This window comes from Sutcliffiella tianshenii (assembly GCF_016908565.1).
Taxonomy (GTDB): Bacteria; Bacillota; Bacilli; order Bacillales; family Bacillaceae_I; genus Sutcliffiella_A; species Sutcliffiella_A tianshenii.
In genome coordinates, this window is the sequence record NZ_JAFBED010000001.1 from 446,451 (window position 1) to 463,639 (window position 17,189).

12 protein-coding genes and 1 pseudogene are annotated in these 17,189 nt (G+C 42.3%); 7 read left to right on the forward strand and 6 right to left on the reverse strand.

The genetic code is table 11. The features are described 5' to 3' along the window. Nucleotides 1-144 precede the first annotated feature (144 nt). Nucleotides 145-1,254: a signal peptidase I gene (locus JOC95_RS01910; protein WP_204412868.1), complete on the reverse strand. Its 1,110-nt coding sequence runs from the start codon at nt 1,252-1,254 to the stop codon at nt 145-147. Nucleotides 1,255-1,492: 238 nt separating this feature from the next. Here JOC95_RS01910 and JOC95_RS01915 point away from each other — a divergent pair, with 238 nt between their 5' ends. The 6 genes from JOC95_RS01915 to JOC95_RS01940 all read left to right on the forward strand — a co-directional run bounded on the left by JOC95_RS01915 (nt 1,493) and on the right by JOC95_RS01940 (nt 7,596). Next, entirely contained in the window at nt 1,493-2,047 is a 555-nt protein-coding gene (locus JOC95_RS01915; RefSeq protein WP_204412870.1) for a DUF1102 domain-containing protein, read from the forward strand. 144 nt (nt 2,048-2,191) lie between these two features. Then, nucleotides 2,192-2,638 carry a hypothetical protein gene (locus JOC95_RS01920; RefSeq protein WP_204412872.1) on the forward strand — a complete coding sequence of 149 codons (447 nt, stop codon included), beginning with the start codon at nt 2,192-2,194 and terminating at the stop codon, nt 2,636-2,638. 23 nt (nt 2,639-2,661) lie between these two features. Further along, nucleotides 2,662-3,768 (forward strand): DUF5305 family protein, encoded by a 1,107-nt coding sequence (locus tag JOC95_RS01925; protein WP_204412874.1) that lies wholly within the window; start codon nt 2,662-2,664, stop codon nt 3,766-3,768. Continuing rightward, entirely contained in the window at nt 3,761-5,464 is a 1,704-nt protein-coding gene (locus JOC95_RS01930; protein ID WP_204412875.1) for a sensor histidine kinase, read from the forward strand. Before JOC95_RS01925 ends, JOC95_RS01930 begins: the two co-directional genes overlap by 8 nt. After that, nucleotides 5,461-6,102 carry a response regulator gene (locus JOC95_RS01935; protein ID WP_204412876.1) on the forward strand — a complete coding sequence of 214 codons (642 nt, stop codon included), beginning with the start codon at nt 5,461-5,463 and terminating at the stop codon, nt 6,100-6,102. The genes JOC95_RS01930 and JOC95_RS01935 overlap by 4 nt, the downstream gene beginning before the upstream one ends. A gap of 192 nt (nt 6,103-6,294) precedes the next feature. Beyond that, a complete protein-coding gene (locus JOC95_RS01940) occupies nt 6,295-7,596 on the forward strand; it encodes a cell wall-binding repeat-containing protein (RefSeq protein WP_204412881.1) in 1,302 nt (433 codons plus the stop codon). An 81-nt stretch (nt 7,597-7,677) separates the two neighbouring features. Here the strand turns inward: JOC95_RS01940 and JOC95_RS01945 are convergent. The 5 genes and pseudogenes from JOC95_RS01945 to JOC95_RS01965 all read right to left on the reverse strand — a co-directional run bounded on the left by JOC95_RS01945 (nt 7,678) and on the right by JOC95_RS01965 (nt 16,224). Next, a pseudogene (locus JOC95_RS01945) lies at nt 7,678-8,534 on the reverse strand (ROK family protein). A 110-nt stretch (nt 8,535-8,644) separates the two neighbouring features. Next, a complete protein-coding gene (locus JOC95_RS01950) occupies nt 8,645-9,793 on the reverse strand; it encodes a glycerate kinase family protein (RefSeq protein WP_204412883.1) in 1,149 nt (382 codons plus the stop codon). A 74-nt stretch (nt 9,794-9,867) separates the two neighbouring features. Beyond that, complete coding sequence (locus JOC95_RS01955) at nt 9,868-11,568, reverse strand: sugar phosphorylase (RefSeq protein ID WP_204412885.1); 1,701 nt, start codon at nt 11,566-11,568, stop codon at nt 9,868-9,870. A 12-nt stretch (nt 11,569-11,580) separates the two neighbouring features. Beyond that, the gene (locus tag JOC95_RS01960; RefSeq protein ID WP_204412887.1) at nt 11,581-14,235 is read right to left on the reverse strand and encodes a glycoside hydrolase family 38 N-terminal domain-containing protein; all 2,655 of its coding nucleotides are present in this window, start codon (nt 14,233-14,235) and stop codon (nt 11,581-11,583) included. 24 nt (nt 14,236-14,259) lie between these two features. Next, complete coding sequence (locus JOC95_RS01965) at nt 14,260-16,224, reverse strand: fructose-specific PTS transporter subunit EIIC (protein ID WP_204412889.1); 1,965 nt, start codon at nt 16,222-16,224, stop codon at nt 14,260-14,262. Between the two features lie 199 nt (nt 16,225-16,423). Between JOC95_RS01965 and JOC95_RS01970 the strand changes: the two genes are divergently transcribed. Continuing rightward, nucleotides 16,424-17,182 (forward strand): MurR/RpiR family transcriptional regulator, encoded by a 759-nt coding sequence (locus tag JOC95_RS01970; RefSeq protein ID WP_204412891.1) that lies wholly within the window; start codon nt 16,424-16,426, stop codon nt 17,180-17,182. Nucleotides 17,183-17,189: the final 7 nt, after the last annotated feature.

Below are 17,189 nucleotides of genomic sequence, written 5' to 3' on the forward strand. Positions count from 1 at the left end.
CCTCCCATTTCTCTCTCTAAAAAGAATATTTATTCTATTATTATATAGAAAATATTGGTTTAATGGGTAACCTTTTCTACTTTTGTTACTTTGACTCATAAAAAAATAGGATCTCACAATGAAGATCCTAAAATAAGATAATTATTAGTTAAATGCGATTCTCCTCAGTTTCCTCGTACCCCTTTTTACTTCCCTGATTGTCTTTATCCGCAGTCGCCTATTAATAAAAGGATATAAAATCAAAGGTATTCCAGGTACTAAGGAAACTACTCCAAGAGCGAGCCAATAGCTCTGTGATGCCAGTAATTGCATAATGGAGCTAGGCAATAAAGGGAAAAATAACCCTACATGGATAGTAGATTCGTATGCTCCAGTTTTTTTCCCAGAGACCTTAAAAGTGGTTTGGATTTCCTGACCTTTAGTTATGAATACTTTTTCCAAGCTTGTAGTAATTTGATTGTCCTGTGTGGTAATCACTCCAATTAACGGGATGGCCCCACTGTTCGATAGTTCTACCAGTGGAAGTTCTACTTCTTCCCCTTTTTGTAAGACCCCAACTGCACTTCCCATCAACGCCCCGCTGCTACTTTCCGAGACTTCATATATCAGCTTCATATGCTGACTCGAAAGCAACATGGTCGTGCCAATTATCACAGAAAGAGTAATTCCTCCTATTATGTAAATGAATTGCAGGTCGATCCCTTTATTACTTCTACTTTTCTTTTTCCCATTCCGTAGCTCCTCGATACCAATAATAACGGCAAGGAGAATGGCGATGCCCGGCAATAATAAGGGACTAGACTGGTTTTTTTCAAACCACAAAGAAAGATAGCCTAGTTTAGGCAGTACAATAGGTGTGTTGTTTAAGGTAAACGCCCTGCCCACAATCCATTCCTGTTTAATGGAAGAAGACTCTCCATTTTCCTGATCGGTATATTGGTTGGCATCACCTTGAGTAATGAAACCCTCTTCTTTATTTCCTTCTATTATTCTATGTGCAATCCAACCTTTCGAGGATAAGCTTCCTTCTTCTGATTTGAAAATGACAATGTCACCAGTTTTTAAGTCATCATTCTGTGTTACTTTATCCACAAGAATCATGTCTCCTCTTTCCCAAACTGGATACATGCTATTGGATCGAATAACAGTCAACAAAAAAGGACTCTTGGTGATTGCTGAACCGATTGATGCAACCAGAGTAAAAAGTACTACTCCAACTACTAACATATTTATTATGAATTTTATGATTTTCATCTGAATCACTCCTCTACTACCTATATTGTATAAGAAAGAAGTTTAATTATAAGCCGTCTAAAGTGTACTATGTATGGTACCAAAGTATACCCTTGGGCATTCTTTGGTAGTAATAAAAACTATTCTAAAGACACCCAGAAGACTACTCCAAAGAGGCACGTATAAATAGTTCATTCCTCCTATACTTAGGTTATCGGTTAACGGCCGAAACAAAAAACAAATCTCAGGAGGTAATAAAATGTTCAGAAAAACGAAAAAAGGGTTAGTAGCAGTAGTTCTTACTTTATCTTTATCCAGTGTGATGGCGGCTATGTCTTATAGCTCTGCAAGTGTTACGAATGATATGTCAGTAAAGTTAACGGATACTTCTAGTGCACTATTGGCTTTGGAGCCAAGCAGTGAGCATAATGCAGCGACCGATGCCCACATTACGGCGAATATGCTGAAATTGGATCTTTCCAAAGGCTATAACAACGGTGATTTCGGGGTACAACCAAATAGTACGTACTCATGGAATGATTTATTTAAAGTAAAAAATAACTCCGAGCATGAAGTGACAGTATCTATTAAAACGAATCCTAATGTAAATGATGGAAGAATCCAACTTTTTGCTTCAGCTGATGGAAATAGCTGGACTAGAATTTCTAATATCCATTCACAGAACCCAGGGGGAGTCTTAACATTTGTACTTCCTGCTAACACAGAGAAATGGATTGATGTAAAAACTGCTGCTTCTAATGGCCATGTTAAAGTGACAGACCTAGACCTAATTGTTGAAGCTGTTAAAAACTAATAACCCTATAAAGACATCCTTAATTGGATGTCTTTTTTTGTCTTTTTTTCAGAATCGTTCTTTACAACAATCACTCCGTTCGTTATAATGTGTCTTGTGCACTATAACGAACGTAATTTAAATTCTGAAAGGGGATTTTCTATTTTGAAAAGCAAATTGTTACTTTTTTTGTTAACGGCCATCGTTTGTGGGCTACTTATAAAAACCGCTACAAGCTACACAAGTGCCACATTACATAACAGTACATCCATCCAGTTAACAGACAGCAAGCATGCACTCATTTCCATTCATTCAGGAGAAGTTTTAGAACTCGATCCAGGTAAAGAGACTACCTATGAGTTGGAAATCACCAACAATATCTCTAATTCTTTAAGTCTTTTAGAAGAAACCATCACCAATAATGAGTTAGTTATTGAAGTGACTGCACAACCATTGAAGCTCGGCAGGAATACGATTACTCTTACTGCTAAAGCAAGTGGTGATTCCAAAAACGGAAATCAAACTTTAAAGCTTCCTTTATTTTTTGAATGGAACAAAGGATCAAGTGAGATTTCCACTGAACTTAAAATCATGGTAGGACAAAGTCTATGAAAATACTTGGAGGTTTTCAAAGTATGCGAAGAAAAAAAGAAGGTAAGAAGTTTTTTCATTCACTTTGGTTTGTTGCGGTTATCAGCTGTTTATTAGTTGCATCCCTAGTTGGAACAGTATATGTATTTATGGCCACTCAAGGTGACCCTTTGGTTTCTGCAGAAAATCGATTGGCCCACTCTACCTCCTACTCGTACAAAGCTGTAGTGAAAGAAAGTCAGTTATTTCCGGAAGGTGGGACGATTAATCCCGGAACTGTAATTTTTGAAAACGTTACCACTGAAATACCACTGGAAATTAATTCTACTATAACCTCTGAAGAACCTGTTACGTTTACGGGAACTTATCATCCCACTCTAACAATCGTAGCAGACAATTATTGGACAAAAGAAATACCCCTCACTGAAGAAAAATCATTTGAATTAGAAGGAAACTCTTTTCACCTTTTTGATAAAGAGACCTATACCATTGATGTTAACCAAGTAAGAAGCTTAATTACCAGCATTGAAGAAGAGACCGGTGTAAGAGCAGAGAATTATTCCATTAAGTTCAGTCCGAATATACAGGGATCCGTTCTTTATAATGGAATGGAAAGAAAGCTGAATAACAATATTCATGAGCTTCAGTTCAATTACAGCTATTATAAATTTGAGCTTTCCGGTAATACGGAGCAATCGTCAGAAGTTGTTTTTGAAGGTGATATGATTAGCAGTAATTCTTTGACCATTCTTGGAATTCCCATTCCGGTTAGCATGGCCAAAGGGATACTTGTTATATCCGTTATATTATTTGGTGTTCTTTTGTTCACCAATTTACTCAATATTAGAGCTTATCAACAGAGCTGTTTGTCAGAGGTGGAAAAAATTCAGAAAAAACATGGAAGAAGACTTATACCTGTAGCGAAAAAGACAGACCTTATGAACAAATCATCTCTGCTGCTGGATTCATTTGATTCCTTGTTAATTGTAGCGGATGAAAAAGAGCTACCAATTTTCCATTATTATGACAGGAATAAATCAAATAATATATATTTCATCATTGATGCCTACTACTTATATAGTTTTGAAGCCAGCGATAGAATCGATTACAAAAAAACGCTTTCTTTAGGTAGTGATCTTTCTTATGGATGAGAAACGCTTTTTCCTTCTTAAAAAAGAGTATGGCAAGGAGAAATTGATGCTGTCTTATCGATATGCATCTTGGGCCGTAACTTCCATCTTTTATTTTGCCATACAGCCGTATTCCACACCCTTTTTCAAACTTGGTGTCATACTGTCTCTTTTATTGGCTGTCATTCTTATTACGGACTTGATTTCCAAGAACAAGCTAAACCCGCAAGTATTAAAATTAATCATTCTAGCAGAAATTATCGGAACTTCTTTACTGCTTCTGCCTACAGGAGGAATTGAAAGTCCTTTTATCTGGTATGCATTAAATCCCGTTTTACTAGCGGCGAGTTATTTGTCCGGTTTGCTTTGTTGGATAACTTTGTTGTTATTCATGTCAGCAGCTACTTTTTTGAATTACACATTATTTGGGTACCAATCGTCCAGTTTCATCGATGTCATCTATAAGAACTCCTATATCTATTTAGTTTTAACACTTATCACAATCATTTTTCAGCAATTCTCCAATCTTACTAGGGAGTTACAGGCCCAAGCTGCACAATTGAAACTTCAGCGGGAAGCATTGAATTCATCCAATGAAAGGCTTCAGGAATTGAACCGTGAGACCAATGTGATGATGGATCACATTATGTCCCTTTACAAAACGACGGAATCCTTCACATCCCAGCAAAACACGCCCTCCTTTGTCCATACTGTAGTCGACTATATGAAGAAATTAACCAATAACGATAACAACTTCTTTTGGTTATCCTCAGACACCAAAAAAGATTCACTGTTCGCAGCAAGCTTTCTTGCAAGTAAGGAACTATCCGGACATTGGAAAAGGACATTGGAAAAGGAGTTTAATTCCATGGGTGCTCAACTTGCTCCTTTAGAAATGCAAATCGGCGAAACTAAGTATTGGGTGATACAAATCCAGACGGCTAAATATTCAGGAATAATCGGGGTGGAAAACACTGATGACTCCTCCTCTTCATTAAACAGAAGACTTCTAAAATTCATGGCTGAGCTTTCTTCCATTCTATTAGACCGGTTTTATTTTGAAGAGGCGACCGAGCAGTTTCTGATTATAGAAGAACAGAACCGAATCGCAAATGAAATTCATGATAGTGTATCCCAGCGGCTTTTCGCCATGGTTTGCGCTCTTCATACCTTAGGAAGAAAAGTAGACGATATCCCTTTAAAGAAAGAGCTTCAATTCTTATCAAAATCAGCAAATTCAGCTATGCAGGAGCTTAGAACCTCCATCTATCAGTTGATCAGCCATTCAAAAGACGGCTCCTTTCTAATTTCCAAAATCCATGAGTTTCTTGATGATTTTTCAAGATTAAATAATATCTCCATTAAGCGTAAGATTATAGGGGAAGAAGCGGAAATACCAGCTACTATGAAAAGAGCCATTTACAGGATCATCTGCGAATCAAGCGGAAATGCAGTAAGACATGGAAAATGCAACGAAATAAAGATTCACCTAGAAATCAAAAATGATCAATTGCTCCTGGAGATAACGGATGATGGGAAAGGTTTTAACTATAAAAAACAAACACAGAAGAATTCCAAAGGGTTGGGTTTAGGAAACATCCAAAATCTTGTAAGTTCCTATGAAGGAGTCTTGGACATTCAAAGCAAGCCTTTAATTGGGACAAAAATCACTATTCATATCCCTTTGAAGAAGAAGCAGGAGGTTGTTGGTCTATGAAGGTAGTAATTATTGATGATCATCCTTTAGTCCGAAGAGGATTAGCAGATGTACTGTCACTGGAGGAAAGCCTGGATTTCTCCGGGGAAGCAAAAAATGTAAAGGAAGCTTCTGCACTTTTGGAAAAGGTAAAGCCTGAACTTGCTTTAATTGACTTAAGATTGGGAAATGAATCGGGATTAAATGTAGTAAGAAGCGTGAAAGCTACTCGTTCGTCATGCAAATTTGTGCTTTTGACTTCCTCAGCAACAAAAGCGGACTTGATAGAAGCCAAAGAGGCAGAAGTGGATGGATTTATTCATAAATCCGCCTTACCAGAAGAGTTACTATATGCCATTAAACTCGTCAGTCAAGGTCGAAAATACTATGATCCTTCCATTCTAGAGTTGATGATGGACGAGAAAAAGGTTGAGGAAAGTGAACGGATTGTCGAACAATTAACTCAGAAAGAGACGGAGGTCCTGAAACTCCTGGGAAAAGGCTTGGCAAACCGGCACATCGCCAAAGAATTATACATTACAGAATACACAGTAAAAAAGCATGTCAGTCAAGTACTCTCCAAATTACAATTGGATGATCGCACGCAGGCGGCGCTATATGCGAATTCGAGAGGGCTGGTGAAGTATGAGGTTAGCTAAAGATTGGTACTATTAAAACACCTCTCCGATTTGGAGAGGTGTTTTAACTATTTAATATAAGTCGAATGACCCGCACCTCATCCCTATTTTTTCTGCTAAAATAAAGAAAAACAACAATAGAAGGAGTAGATTACCATCAAATTTAAACAACAATTATTCGTTATAGTATTTTTTCTGTTTGCCAGTCTGCTATTGACAACAAATGTGCAAGCATCAGATAGAATCTCAGGCGAGAATCGGTATATTACTGCAGTCAAGATTTCACAGTCGGGCTGGGAGAGTGCGAATACCGTTGTGCTAACGAGAGGCGATAGCTTCCCTGATGCTCTGGCTGGTGGGCCACTGGCGTACTATCATAATGCTCCTATTCTTTTAACAACTCAGAATAGCTTACATACGGAAACGAAGAAAGAGATTCAACGGCTAGGAGCGAAAAACGTCATCATTCTTGGAGGTACTGCCGCAGTTTCGGATAGTGTAAAGGATACACTAGAAGGCATGGGACTCGCAGTCGATCGGATTTCGGGGAAGAATCGGTACGCTACTGCCGCTCTGATAGCTGAAGAGCTTCCTTCCTCGAGGGCCATCGTGGCCAACGGCAGCAACTTCCCGGATACTCTGGCAGTTGCACCATATGCAGCCAAAAGCGGCACCCCGATTTTGCTTACTAATCATGCAAAGTTACCAGGTGAAACGGAGCAGGCTTTGAAAGGTAAAACCCATACCACTATTGTTGGTGGTGTAAGTGCCGTCAGCAATGAGGTTGCAAGCAAACTTCCTAACGCAACCAGAATCAGCGGCAAGGACCGTTATGCAACGGCACATGCGATCATCACAAAGCTTCCAATGCAGAGTAAAACTGCCTACGTGGCAACAGGAAAGCAGTTTGCAGATGCTCTGGCTGGATCAGTGTTGGCCGCCAAACAGGATGCTTCCATTCTTTTGACCGATCCAGCATTTGTCCCAAACATAGTCCGTGAAACAGTTACGACAAAGGATTATAGCAAAATAATCACTTTTGGCGGCGTAAGCGCAGTATCCAGCCAAACAGCTACCGAGCTCTCTAACCTCACGCTTGTCGACGGGGATATCAGCAAAGTAAGTAGCGCAGAGTGGGAAGTCTACAAAAATGTAAATCAAGAACGTCAAAAACAAAACCTTTCTCCATTGCGGCTTCATGTCCAACTAGGAGAAGTGGCACGTATCAAATCAAAGGATATGCATGATAACCAATACTTTTCCCATACCTCGCCTACCTATGGCTCACCGTTTGATATGTTGGCATCATTCGGACTGGATTACTGGTCAGCTGGTGAAAACATCGCAGCAGGCCAACCTGATCCATCCAGTGTTATGAATAGCTGGATGAACAGTCAAGGGCATAAGGCGAATATATTAAGCGTCAATTACACGCATATTGGTGTGGGGCACCATTATGGGAGTAAGGGATATCGTAACTATTGGACACAGATGTTTATGACGCCGAGGGATTGAAAATCACAAAGAAAGCCGCCAGGAACTTTTAGTTCTTGACGGCTTTTTTACTCTCGTTAGACAGAGATCAGGAGCACCTCTTTATTCTGGTGTAATCCCTAGAGCTAAAGCTCCTAAAATTCCTTGTTCATCGTTAAGCTGTGGAGGAATAATATATTCTTCCATTGATTCGATAGTAATATAGTTTTGGAGCAGCTTGGAAACTTTATCTCTAATTAATGGGAACAGAATGTCTTGTTTCATCACTCCACCACCGAGAATGATTTTTCCCGGGCTCAAAATGTAAATATAGTTCACAATGGCTTGGGCCAGGTAATGTGCTTCGATTTCCCATACTTTCTTTGCATTCTCTAATTCATTTGCTTTTTTACCGTATCTTGCTGCGATTGCTGTACCGGATGCGAGGCCCTCTAAACAGCCTCCATGATAGGGACAGCACCCTTCATAGTCATCTTGGGGATGACGGGAAACATAAATATGCCCCATCTCAGGGTGGGTCATGCCCTTTAAGGTAGAACCATTTTTTACATAACCCCCGCCTATACCGGTACCGACTGTAATGTATAGACAGCTCCCTTGCCCTTTTCCTGCTCCCCAATAGTACTCTCCTAAAGCAGCGGCATTCACATCCGTATCCAAATGAATGGGGATATTGTATTTTTGCTTAAAGGCTTGATGAATGTTGAAGTTTTCCACTGCACTTTGGGTGTATTGAGTATTTCCCCATATGTGTCTTTCTTCTCATCCAACTCGATGGGCCCGAAACACCCTATGCCTATGGAGTTCAGTGAATAGTTTTCAAAAAATGCATCAACCCTTTGTAATGTTTGCTTGGGATCTGATGTGGGAATGGTAATTTTGTCGATTATTTTACCTTCCTTATCTTCTACTGCACAAACGAATTTTGTACCACCTGCTTCAATAGCACCGTATAGCATACTTTCCCCCCTATTAAGCTTTCAGCCTGATAATCCAGAAACACCATATACTATGTATTATACTATTTTTCACAAATTGAAAGGGGCAGTATTGGAATACTGCCCCTCTCCTATGAATGACTCTTCATAAGTCGGCAGATTTGCTCCACCGTCACCTCAATCTGCCGCTCCGTCACTTCCGGCTGCATTGCTTCCTCCAAGCTTCTGCATTGGGTTTGAATGGAGAAAACTGCATCAAGGTGTTCATTCAATAGTTTCGTATCGGTATCTATCCTGCCTGCAATGCCGATCACTTTTTTGCCATGCTTCCTTGCGAGTTTTGCCACACCCACGGGCACTTTTCCGTAGATCGATTGGCTGTCAAGACTTCCTTCTCCTGTAAACACGAGGTCGGCCAGCTTCATTTTTTCTTCTGCATTTGTATAGTGAAGCACCATTTCTATGCCGGATTGCATGTCAGCCCCTAAGCACCCGGCAAAAGCCCCACCAAGTCCACCGGCGGCACCAGCCCCGGAAATTGCTTGTATGTTTACGACAAGCTTTTGCTCCACTAGATCTGCAAAGCGGTTTAGGTGACCGTCCAACTCTAGGATAGCTTCCATCGACGCACCCTTCTGGCCTGCAAAGACATATGCCGCTCCTTGGGGACCATAAAAAGGATTCATCACATCACTTGCAATCGTGATGGTACACTCTGAGAGTTCAGGTAAAGCGTCTTCTGTTGAGAAATCGTATGCATGCAGCAACGGATTTCCTTCTTCAGGAGTCAACAGCCTTCCTGCATGATCGTAAAATTTCCAGCCAAGCGCCTGGAGCATCCCAAGCCCACCATCATTGGTCGCACTTCCACCCAAAGTAACGATCAGATGTCGATATCCTTTGGCGATTGCGTCCCGGATTTGTTCGCCGAATCCATAGGAGTTCGAGCGCATCGGATTTCTTTTTTCGATTGGAACCAAGGTAAGGCCCGTACTTTCTGCACATTCAATGACCGCATGCGGATTTCCGTCGTAATCGAACACTCCATATTTAGCAAGTACCCGCTCCATCAAGGGTCCGGATACTTCCACTTCCTCGACTTTCCCTTTGTTGGCATAGAGGAGCGCCTCTACGGTTCCCTCTCCTCCATCTGCCATCGGTAAAATGTCAACCTCTGCAGACGGAAAGACAGCTTTCACCCCACTGGCAACAGCCTCGCCGACTTTATAAGCAGACAAGGAGCCTTTAAAGGAATCCGGGGCTACAAGTATATGTTTCAATCTAATCACCACCACTGTATTATCTTAAAGAGGACGGTAAACCAGCTATCAGTTTACCGTCCTCTTCCATGCATTTAACCTTTAACTTTTATCCAAACAAATTCATAAGGCTTTAATGTTATTTCTGCCCCGACAGTTTCTCCTGTCAGCAGATTCGTGCCTGAAACTTCCTCGTTAAAGCGGCATACCGTTTCATTTGCGTCGACATTGACGGCAAAATACACCACATCACCTGTCTCGGTATTTTCACGCTTCAAGCCGAAGAGCTTTTCACCCAATTCCAGTACGGATTGCTCTGCAAACGGGGAAAATGCTTTTTCTGCCTGACGGATCTCGATCATGTTGGTGAGGGAAGCAAAAATCTCTTTTCTTCGATCATCTGTTTCAAGCTCTTCCACGATACGGTTGTATTCGAGCTTTTCCCGATTAATTCGACGATTAATGCCTGATTCCTCCAAGCCTTTATAATCATTTCGCGATCCTAATAGAGAATGATAGTAGATGGCCGGCACCCCTATGCAGGATAGCAAGATGGAATGGGCAGCAAGCATCTTGTTGATCTGCTGGTCCTCTGATAGGTCCTCTTCTTTGTTTACCAAGGCATCCGAGTAGTTGATGTTCAGTTCATAGACGGACTGTGTGCCATCCGGGTTGCTCTTGTACGAGACGCACCCACCGTTTCTCTCCACTTTTTCCACTAGTAACTGTTTGTCTTCCTCGGTTAAAATCCCTTCCGTCGGTCGCATTCCGATTCCATCATGACTGGCAAGGAAATTGAAATACGTAGCGTTGTCGGATACTTTCCCGATCGTTTTGGCCCATTGGGTAAGCTTCGATGCATCGTGTGTAGTCAAAGAGAATAGCACTAATGGCGGCAATGAAAATTGGTAGACCATATGCGCCTCGTTCGTTCCATCTCCAAAATAGCTGATATTCTCCTGATGCGGCACATTCGTTTCCGTGATGATCTGAGTGTTCTTGTTCATTTCATCCAACAGGACTCTCCACAGCTGGATCACTGCATGGGTCTGCGGCAGGTGGATGCATGAAGTCCCTGATTCTTTCCATAGGAATCCGATCGCATCCAGACGAATGCTTGTACCGCCTTTATGCACATAGGAAATAAGGATATCCGTCATTTCCTTCAATAGTGGAAAGTGTGCGACATTGACATCGACCTGATCCTCACTGAATGTTGTCCATGCCGTTTTCTTTCCATCCTTCCCCTCATATTCATGGAATAATGGGGAGGTTCTTGGACGGACGACGTTGGAAGCATCAAAGCTTGGATCATGTGGAATGAAATATTGCTGGTACTTTGCTTCTCCGTTTATATATCCTTGGAACCAGCTGCTTGATTTGGAAATATGGTTGGCAACAAAATCGTACATCATTCGATAATCCTTGGAGAAGTTCTCCAGGTCGCTCCAATCCCCTAAATCGGGATGGATTTCCCGGTAATCCGTAACGGAGAATCCATCATCCGAGGTATAGGGGAACATCGGCAGCAAGTGTACATCCGTAATTTTATTTCCAACCTGATCGGTCAAAAACTTCTGGAGCGTTTGAAGGGTTGGAACACCGTCTTCGTAAATGCTGTCTCCATAGGTGATCAGATAAACATTTTCTTCACTTACAGGCGTATCCTCTTTCCAATCATTCTGCTTCCATTCTTGGAGGAGTGCTTTCATTTCCTCCAAGTAGGAAGCATCGTAGGTTTCGCCATAAACCTCTTTTAAAAGCGATTCTATTTTTTCATTTAAAGCGTTGGACATGGGAATCATCCTTTATGTCAATTTTATTGTTACATAGCCTTTTGGTGGTATCTCCATAGCTCCGTCCACTTTTCCCAGTACTGTCTCATATAAGTTGGTCACGGCCTGGTCAGTGAATACTTCAGAGGTAACAGAGAAACGTTGTACGTCTTCAGTCGGGTTAAAGAACCTTACGATCACGCCATTCTCCTCATATGATTGCTTGCATGTGCTCATAAATACAGCCTGGTTATCTATGTTAAATAATGAGTTGGATGGTTGTAATTCTTTGATCGGCATCGGAAGTTCAAATCGTTCCAATCTCTCTTCGAACGTATTCAAGGACTGATGCTGGTAAGTGGCGTAATGCTTGCGATAGTAATCTGTTTTGGAAAATAGTTCTGTTTTGTCCATTTCCTTGCCTGTCCACACAATGGCATAATCAAATTCCATTTCCTGCTGGAGCTGGGCATCAGGCGTATAGACTACTTTGTTGTTGATCCCTGACGCGCGGCCTGGACGCCATTCCAGGTTGTCACGGCCCAGTAAACCGACACTGCGGAATAGAGTGAGTGCAAGTTCATTTGTTTCGGCCAGTACTTCATATTCCTTTATCCCTTTTGTGATTGTGGCAAAGCTTGCATTATCACTTGTTACACCTACAAAGTTTTCCAATGGATAGATCGGAACCGGCGCTTCGGCGAATCCTTTTTCCCTCCAGCCTTCCAAATAGGGCTGGACAACAGGACGTTCGATCACACTGAATGCTTGATCGGCATAAGAGTGCGCTACATTTTCCAATCCTGTGGAAAGCAGCACGCGGATACGGTGATCCTTGCATATGTTATCGATTCCATGATGGACACGCACCATTTCTTCTCCATCTTGGAGGGTAAAAGTGGTGAGGATCTTGAAGGCTTTTGTATCGTTGCTACGATTTTGCCCATTCAACTCAGCCGGTAGCTCGGCAGTAAATTCTATAACTAACCTTTGTGAAAATTCACCTTTTTTCACCCCTACGAGTCTTGCTTCGTTCCAATGGATAGGCTCATCACCTGGCAAAGGGGAGAAATCATAGGAATCGCCGGCATCTGCAACATTTTCAAAGCGGATGAAGTCCACCAGCTTTTGCTTCGTTTGCTTGTTTTCAAGTGTCAGGACATCATTTTCCAATGTTACGCGATACTGATCATTTTCGATAAATGATTCTTTGCTGGAGTTTACTTTCGTTACCGTTGTTTCTTGCTCTTCCACAAAAAGAGTCGTGTAGCCCATTGCTGGTACTTCGATCAGCTTTGCTTGAATGACAGAACGGTAATAGCCCGGTACTTCTACTTCCTTTTCCCCTTCAGCCGTGACGACGATTTTCTTGCCGCCGCTGATGTATTCCTGGGATAGCAGTTCAAAAGGTACCGCATCTCCCTGGTAGGATTGGAGAGTGAATGTTGTTTTCTTTGTAAATAGCACCGTTTCTATCAAACCTGAGTAGTTTTTGGAATCTGTATTGAACACGACCGAGATATTCTCCTGTCCTGTCTGTACGCTAATCGCTTTTGTAAGCTGTTTTTTGATGATATTTACGAGTCCGTCCGCGATACGGTTGACCTTTTCCAGACGTACGATGATGTCATGGTTCGTGTCATCCGAGTTGCACCCGCCAATACTGTCATGGGCATGTACATCGAACAGCATCTTCCACATGGAATCCAGCCACCTCTGAGGGTAGGAGAGTCCTAATGCTTTTCCAATCACTGCAAGAGGCTCAAGCACATATAAGATTTTATTTTCCACATCGTAGTTCAGTTTCTTCAAGTCATAGCGCTGCGAACGAATCGTGTTGTGAATGCGTGATTTTTGGGAGGCAATCAATTCACCCTCGATCACATTTTCAAATGCTGATTCGTCCTTCCACGTTTCCTTCATAAAAGATTCAAAGTCGGATAGGATGTATTCATACTTGTCATCCTTCTCATTGAGTTCTTTCACTGTTTCCGGAAAATGGTCGCGGACAAGCACCTGGTCACCACCTGCTGGCAGTAACAGATTATCCGTACTCTCGTTCATCGCAGCCAATTTATCCAGCATTGGAATAAGACGTTCTTGATGGTACTCTTCGTCTGCTGCCAAGAACTTCCCTGGTCCATAGCCGAAATAGATATTATTCGCTTTTACACCCTTCCCATCCGGAGACTTCCATGTAAAATTCAGATCACCGTTCAATTGATCTGTGTAGATCCCACGCTGCAGGATGCTGTAATCAATGCCAAAGCCTTCAAACATGGAAGGCAAGTACATATTTTGACCGAAGATGTCTGGCAGGTAACCATTATTCATGCTGTGACCCATTTCTGTTGCCATTCTTGTTCCATACAGCAAGTTGCGGATGATGGATTCTTTATTGACTAAAAGGGAATCGGTTTGGGTATACCACGGTCCGACAAAAATCCGCTTTGCAGCGACGAGCTTCTGTAAACGCTCGCGCTGCTCCGGACGAATTTTCAAATATTCATCGACAACAGACATCTGTGCATCAAACACATAGCCGTTGTAATCTTGATCATTTTCAAGGACATCCATGAGATAGTCCAGGTTTTCTACTAATAGTACGTTTGAATCCTCTATGGTAAAGTACCACTCACGATCCCAGTGGGAATGCGGTACAACAAATACTTTTTTCTTGTTCGTCATGTTTTCTCCTCCAATTACTTGGATTTACTTAGCTTGACGCTCTTTTCTTTTGATCAGGGCAAAACGGATGAAGATGTTGGAGAATGCGATGAACGCTGCTCCGACAGCCAGTCCGATAAGATATGCCCATACATTTTCCACTAGTGGCCAGCCCCAGATTGCAGGAAGTGGATACCATTGTACGGCACCTAGTAAAACTGCTGTACATGCTCCCAGGATCGCTCCGATAATGTTCAACGGAATCGTGATGAGCGGGTTGCGAAGCATGAACGGGATTGCCCCTTCACTGATCGCAATGAATCCTAGCAATAAGGATGTGTTTCCTGCTACACGAAGGTCCGCATCAAAGACGCGACGTCCTACTACATAACGGTCAATGACTGTTGCCAGTCCCAATCCGATTGGCGGGATAACAATGGCCAGTACACGTGCAGTCAATGGAAAAATCTCATCGGCAGCAAGACCGATGGCGATGGCTCCTGCCGCTTTATTGATTGGTCCACCAAGGTCAAATGCTGTTGCGGACGCGATGATGGAAGAAAGCACTAGTGCTCCAGAGTCTTCCGCACCGGCGATAATTTTCGTCAAGGATGCATTCAATGCACCAAACACTGGATCTACAAAATAGAAGTTCATAAAGAATATACTCAATACACTGATGGCCGGGATGAGCAGCATCGGCTTCATGGCCTGGAAGTTCTTGCCGAGCTTGATTTTTTCATTGGCAATCTTAGATACATAACCTGCTGTTAAACCTAGAACTAATGCTCCTAAAAATCCGGATGCAACTCCGCCTTCGACTCCCCAGAAGGTGAAATGAAGTCCGGCAGCAAATGCTCCTCCGATAAAACCGGATACGAGTCCTGGACGGTTGGCAAGTGCATAGGCGACAAAGGCACCGAATACAGGATACATGAATTTAAAAATGAGTCCGCCGAATTTATCTAGATGATGCAATATTTTAAAGAATTCATTGGAATGTGTTGCATATTCCGGATTGCTTATTTCCTGTACCAATCCGAATGGCATTGCTCCAAGCTTGGCCAAACCGATCATCAGACCAGCTGATACGATAACCGGGATCATGTAGGAGATACCAGTCAGAATTGCTGCTGCCATCTCGGAAAAGAAGCCTTTCTTCTCTTCGTTCCCTGTTGAAGCATCCTCGGCTTCCTTCACGATGCCATCCGGTTTTTCCAATACACGGGTAATCATGTCTTTTGCATGTCTTAATGGTTCCGCCACTCTCGTACGGACGTATGGCAGGCCGTTGAAGCGCTCCATTCCCTTTGGTGCGATATCGGTTGCAAAGATAACCGCATCCGCTTCACTGATCAAAGCCTGTGTATGCTTGTCCTCGAGGCCATTGGCACCTTGCTTTTCTACGATGACTTCTACTCCAAGCTCACGGCCGGCTTTTTCCAATGCTTCAGCTGACATGTACGTATGTGCGATACCAGCTGCACAGGCGGTAATAGCCAATACTTTCTTTCGTGGTCCTTCCACTGCAGCCATCTTTTCTTCCTTTTTCTCCACAGTATTCAATGCTTGCAATAAGGAGCTCCTATCCTTTGCATCATATAGACGCTTAAGATAATCAGGATTCATTAGTCTTGTACTCAGCTCTGATAAAAGCTTGAGGTGGGTGCTGCCTGCTTCTGTATCCGGTATAGCCAATAAGAATACTAGCTCTACTTGGTTGGATGGATCCAGGCTTTCCCACGTAGAAATCGGTTTTTTCAGCTTTGCTACTGCAAAAGCCGCTTTTTTTACAGCTTTGGATTTTCCGTGGGGGATGGCCAGTCCTGCTTCCATACCAGTAGGAGAAAGCTGTTCGCGCTCCAATACAGCCTGTATGAATGGCTCTTTCGCTTCTAAGTTTCCATTGTTGTATAGAGCATCGACTAGCTGCTCTATCACTTGCTCTTTAGATGTCCATTCGGCATCCAGGAAGAGTAAGTTTTCACTTGTCATATTTCTTAGTTCCATGACAGTCACTCCTGTTTGATATATTTGAAAACAAAGTTAATCTTTTTTGAATGAAAGCGATTGTAAAACCGCTTACACGTTATTTATATCATGGGAAACGTTTGGAAAGTTGTACGGTCGGTGTACTATTGTACGGAATGTTGTACTAGTGTTATTATGTCGAATAGAGGAAAAGATATGAAATAAAGGGGGGAATTGCATGGGAAGAGTGATTGAGAGATTCGGAGCAGCTGTCCCAACTTTAAGCCATTCGGAAAAGCATGTGCTCTACTACATTGATGACCACTTGGATATTGCGAAGAATATCCCGTTAACGGAGATGGCGGAAGCAAATAATGTGAGTACGACGACGATTGTTCGAATGTGTCATAAGCTTGGTCTAGAGGGCTTTACGGAACTGAAATACATATTGAAGACATTGGATCAGGATCATATTCCAAGTGATGAAAACATAATAAAGCGTCATCAGCAGGATCTGGATTCCATGCTTGGACAGCTGGGCATTGATGATATCAATAGAATCACGCAGTTGATGGTGAAGGCGGATAAGATTGTGATTGTGGCAGTGGGGCTTTCGAAGATGATGGGTGAATATTTAAGCAAGCTCTTGATGCAGGTGAACAAGCCTACCTTCTATGTGTACGAATCACATATTATCGACCTGCTCTCCAATATGGTCGGGCGCAATGACCTGGTCATTTTCATATCATCGAGCGGGGAAACACAGACGATCCTGAAGACTGCGGAAAAACTGAAATATCACCAGGCACCAACTGCGGCCATCACCAATACAGTGGATAGCAGATTAAATAACCTTGTTACAGCTTCGCTCAGTGCGAATGTGGAAAGAGTGACCTTTTCGGGGTATGACCTTACTGCACGGTCCACACTTCTTGTGCTGATAGATATCATCTTTGAGTCGTACCTGATGCAGAAGCTGCGGGAGAAACAAAAATAGGGCCATC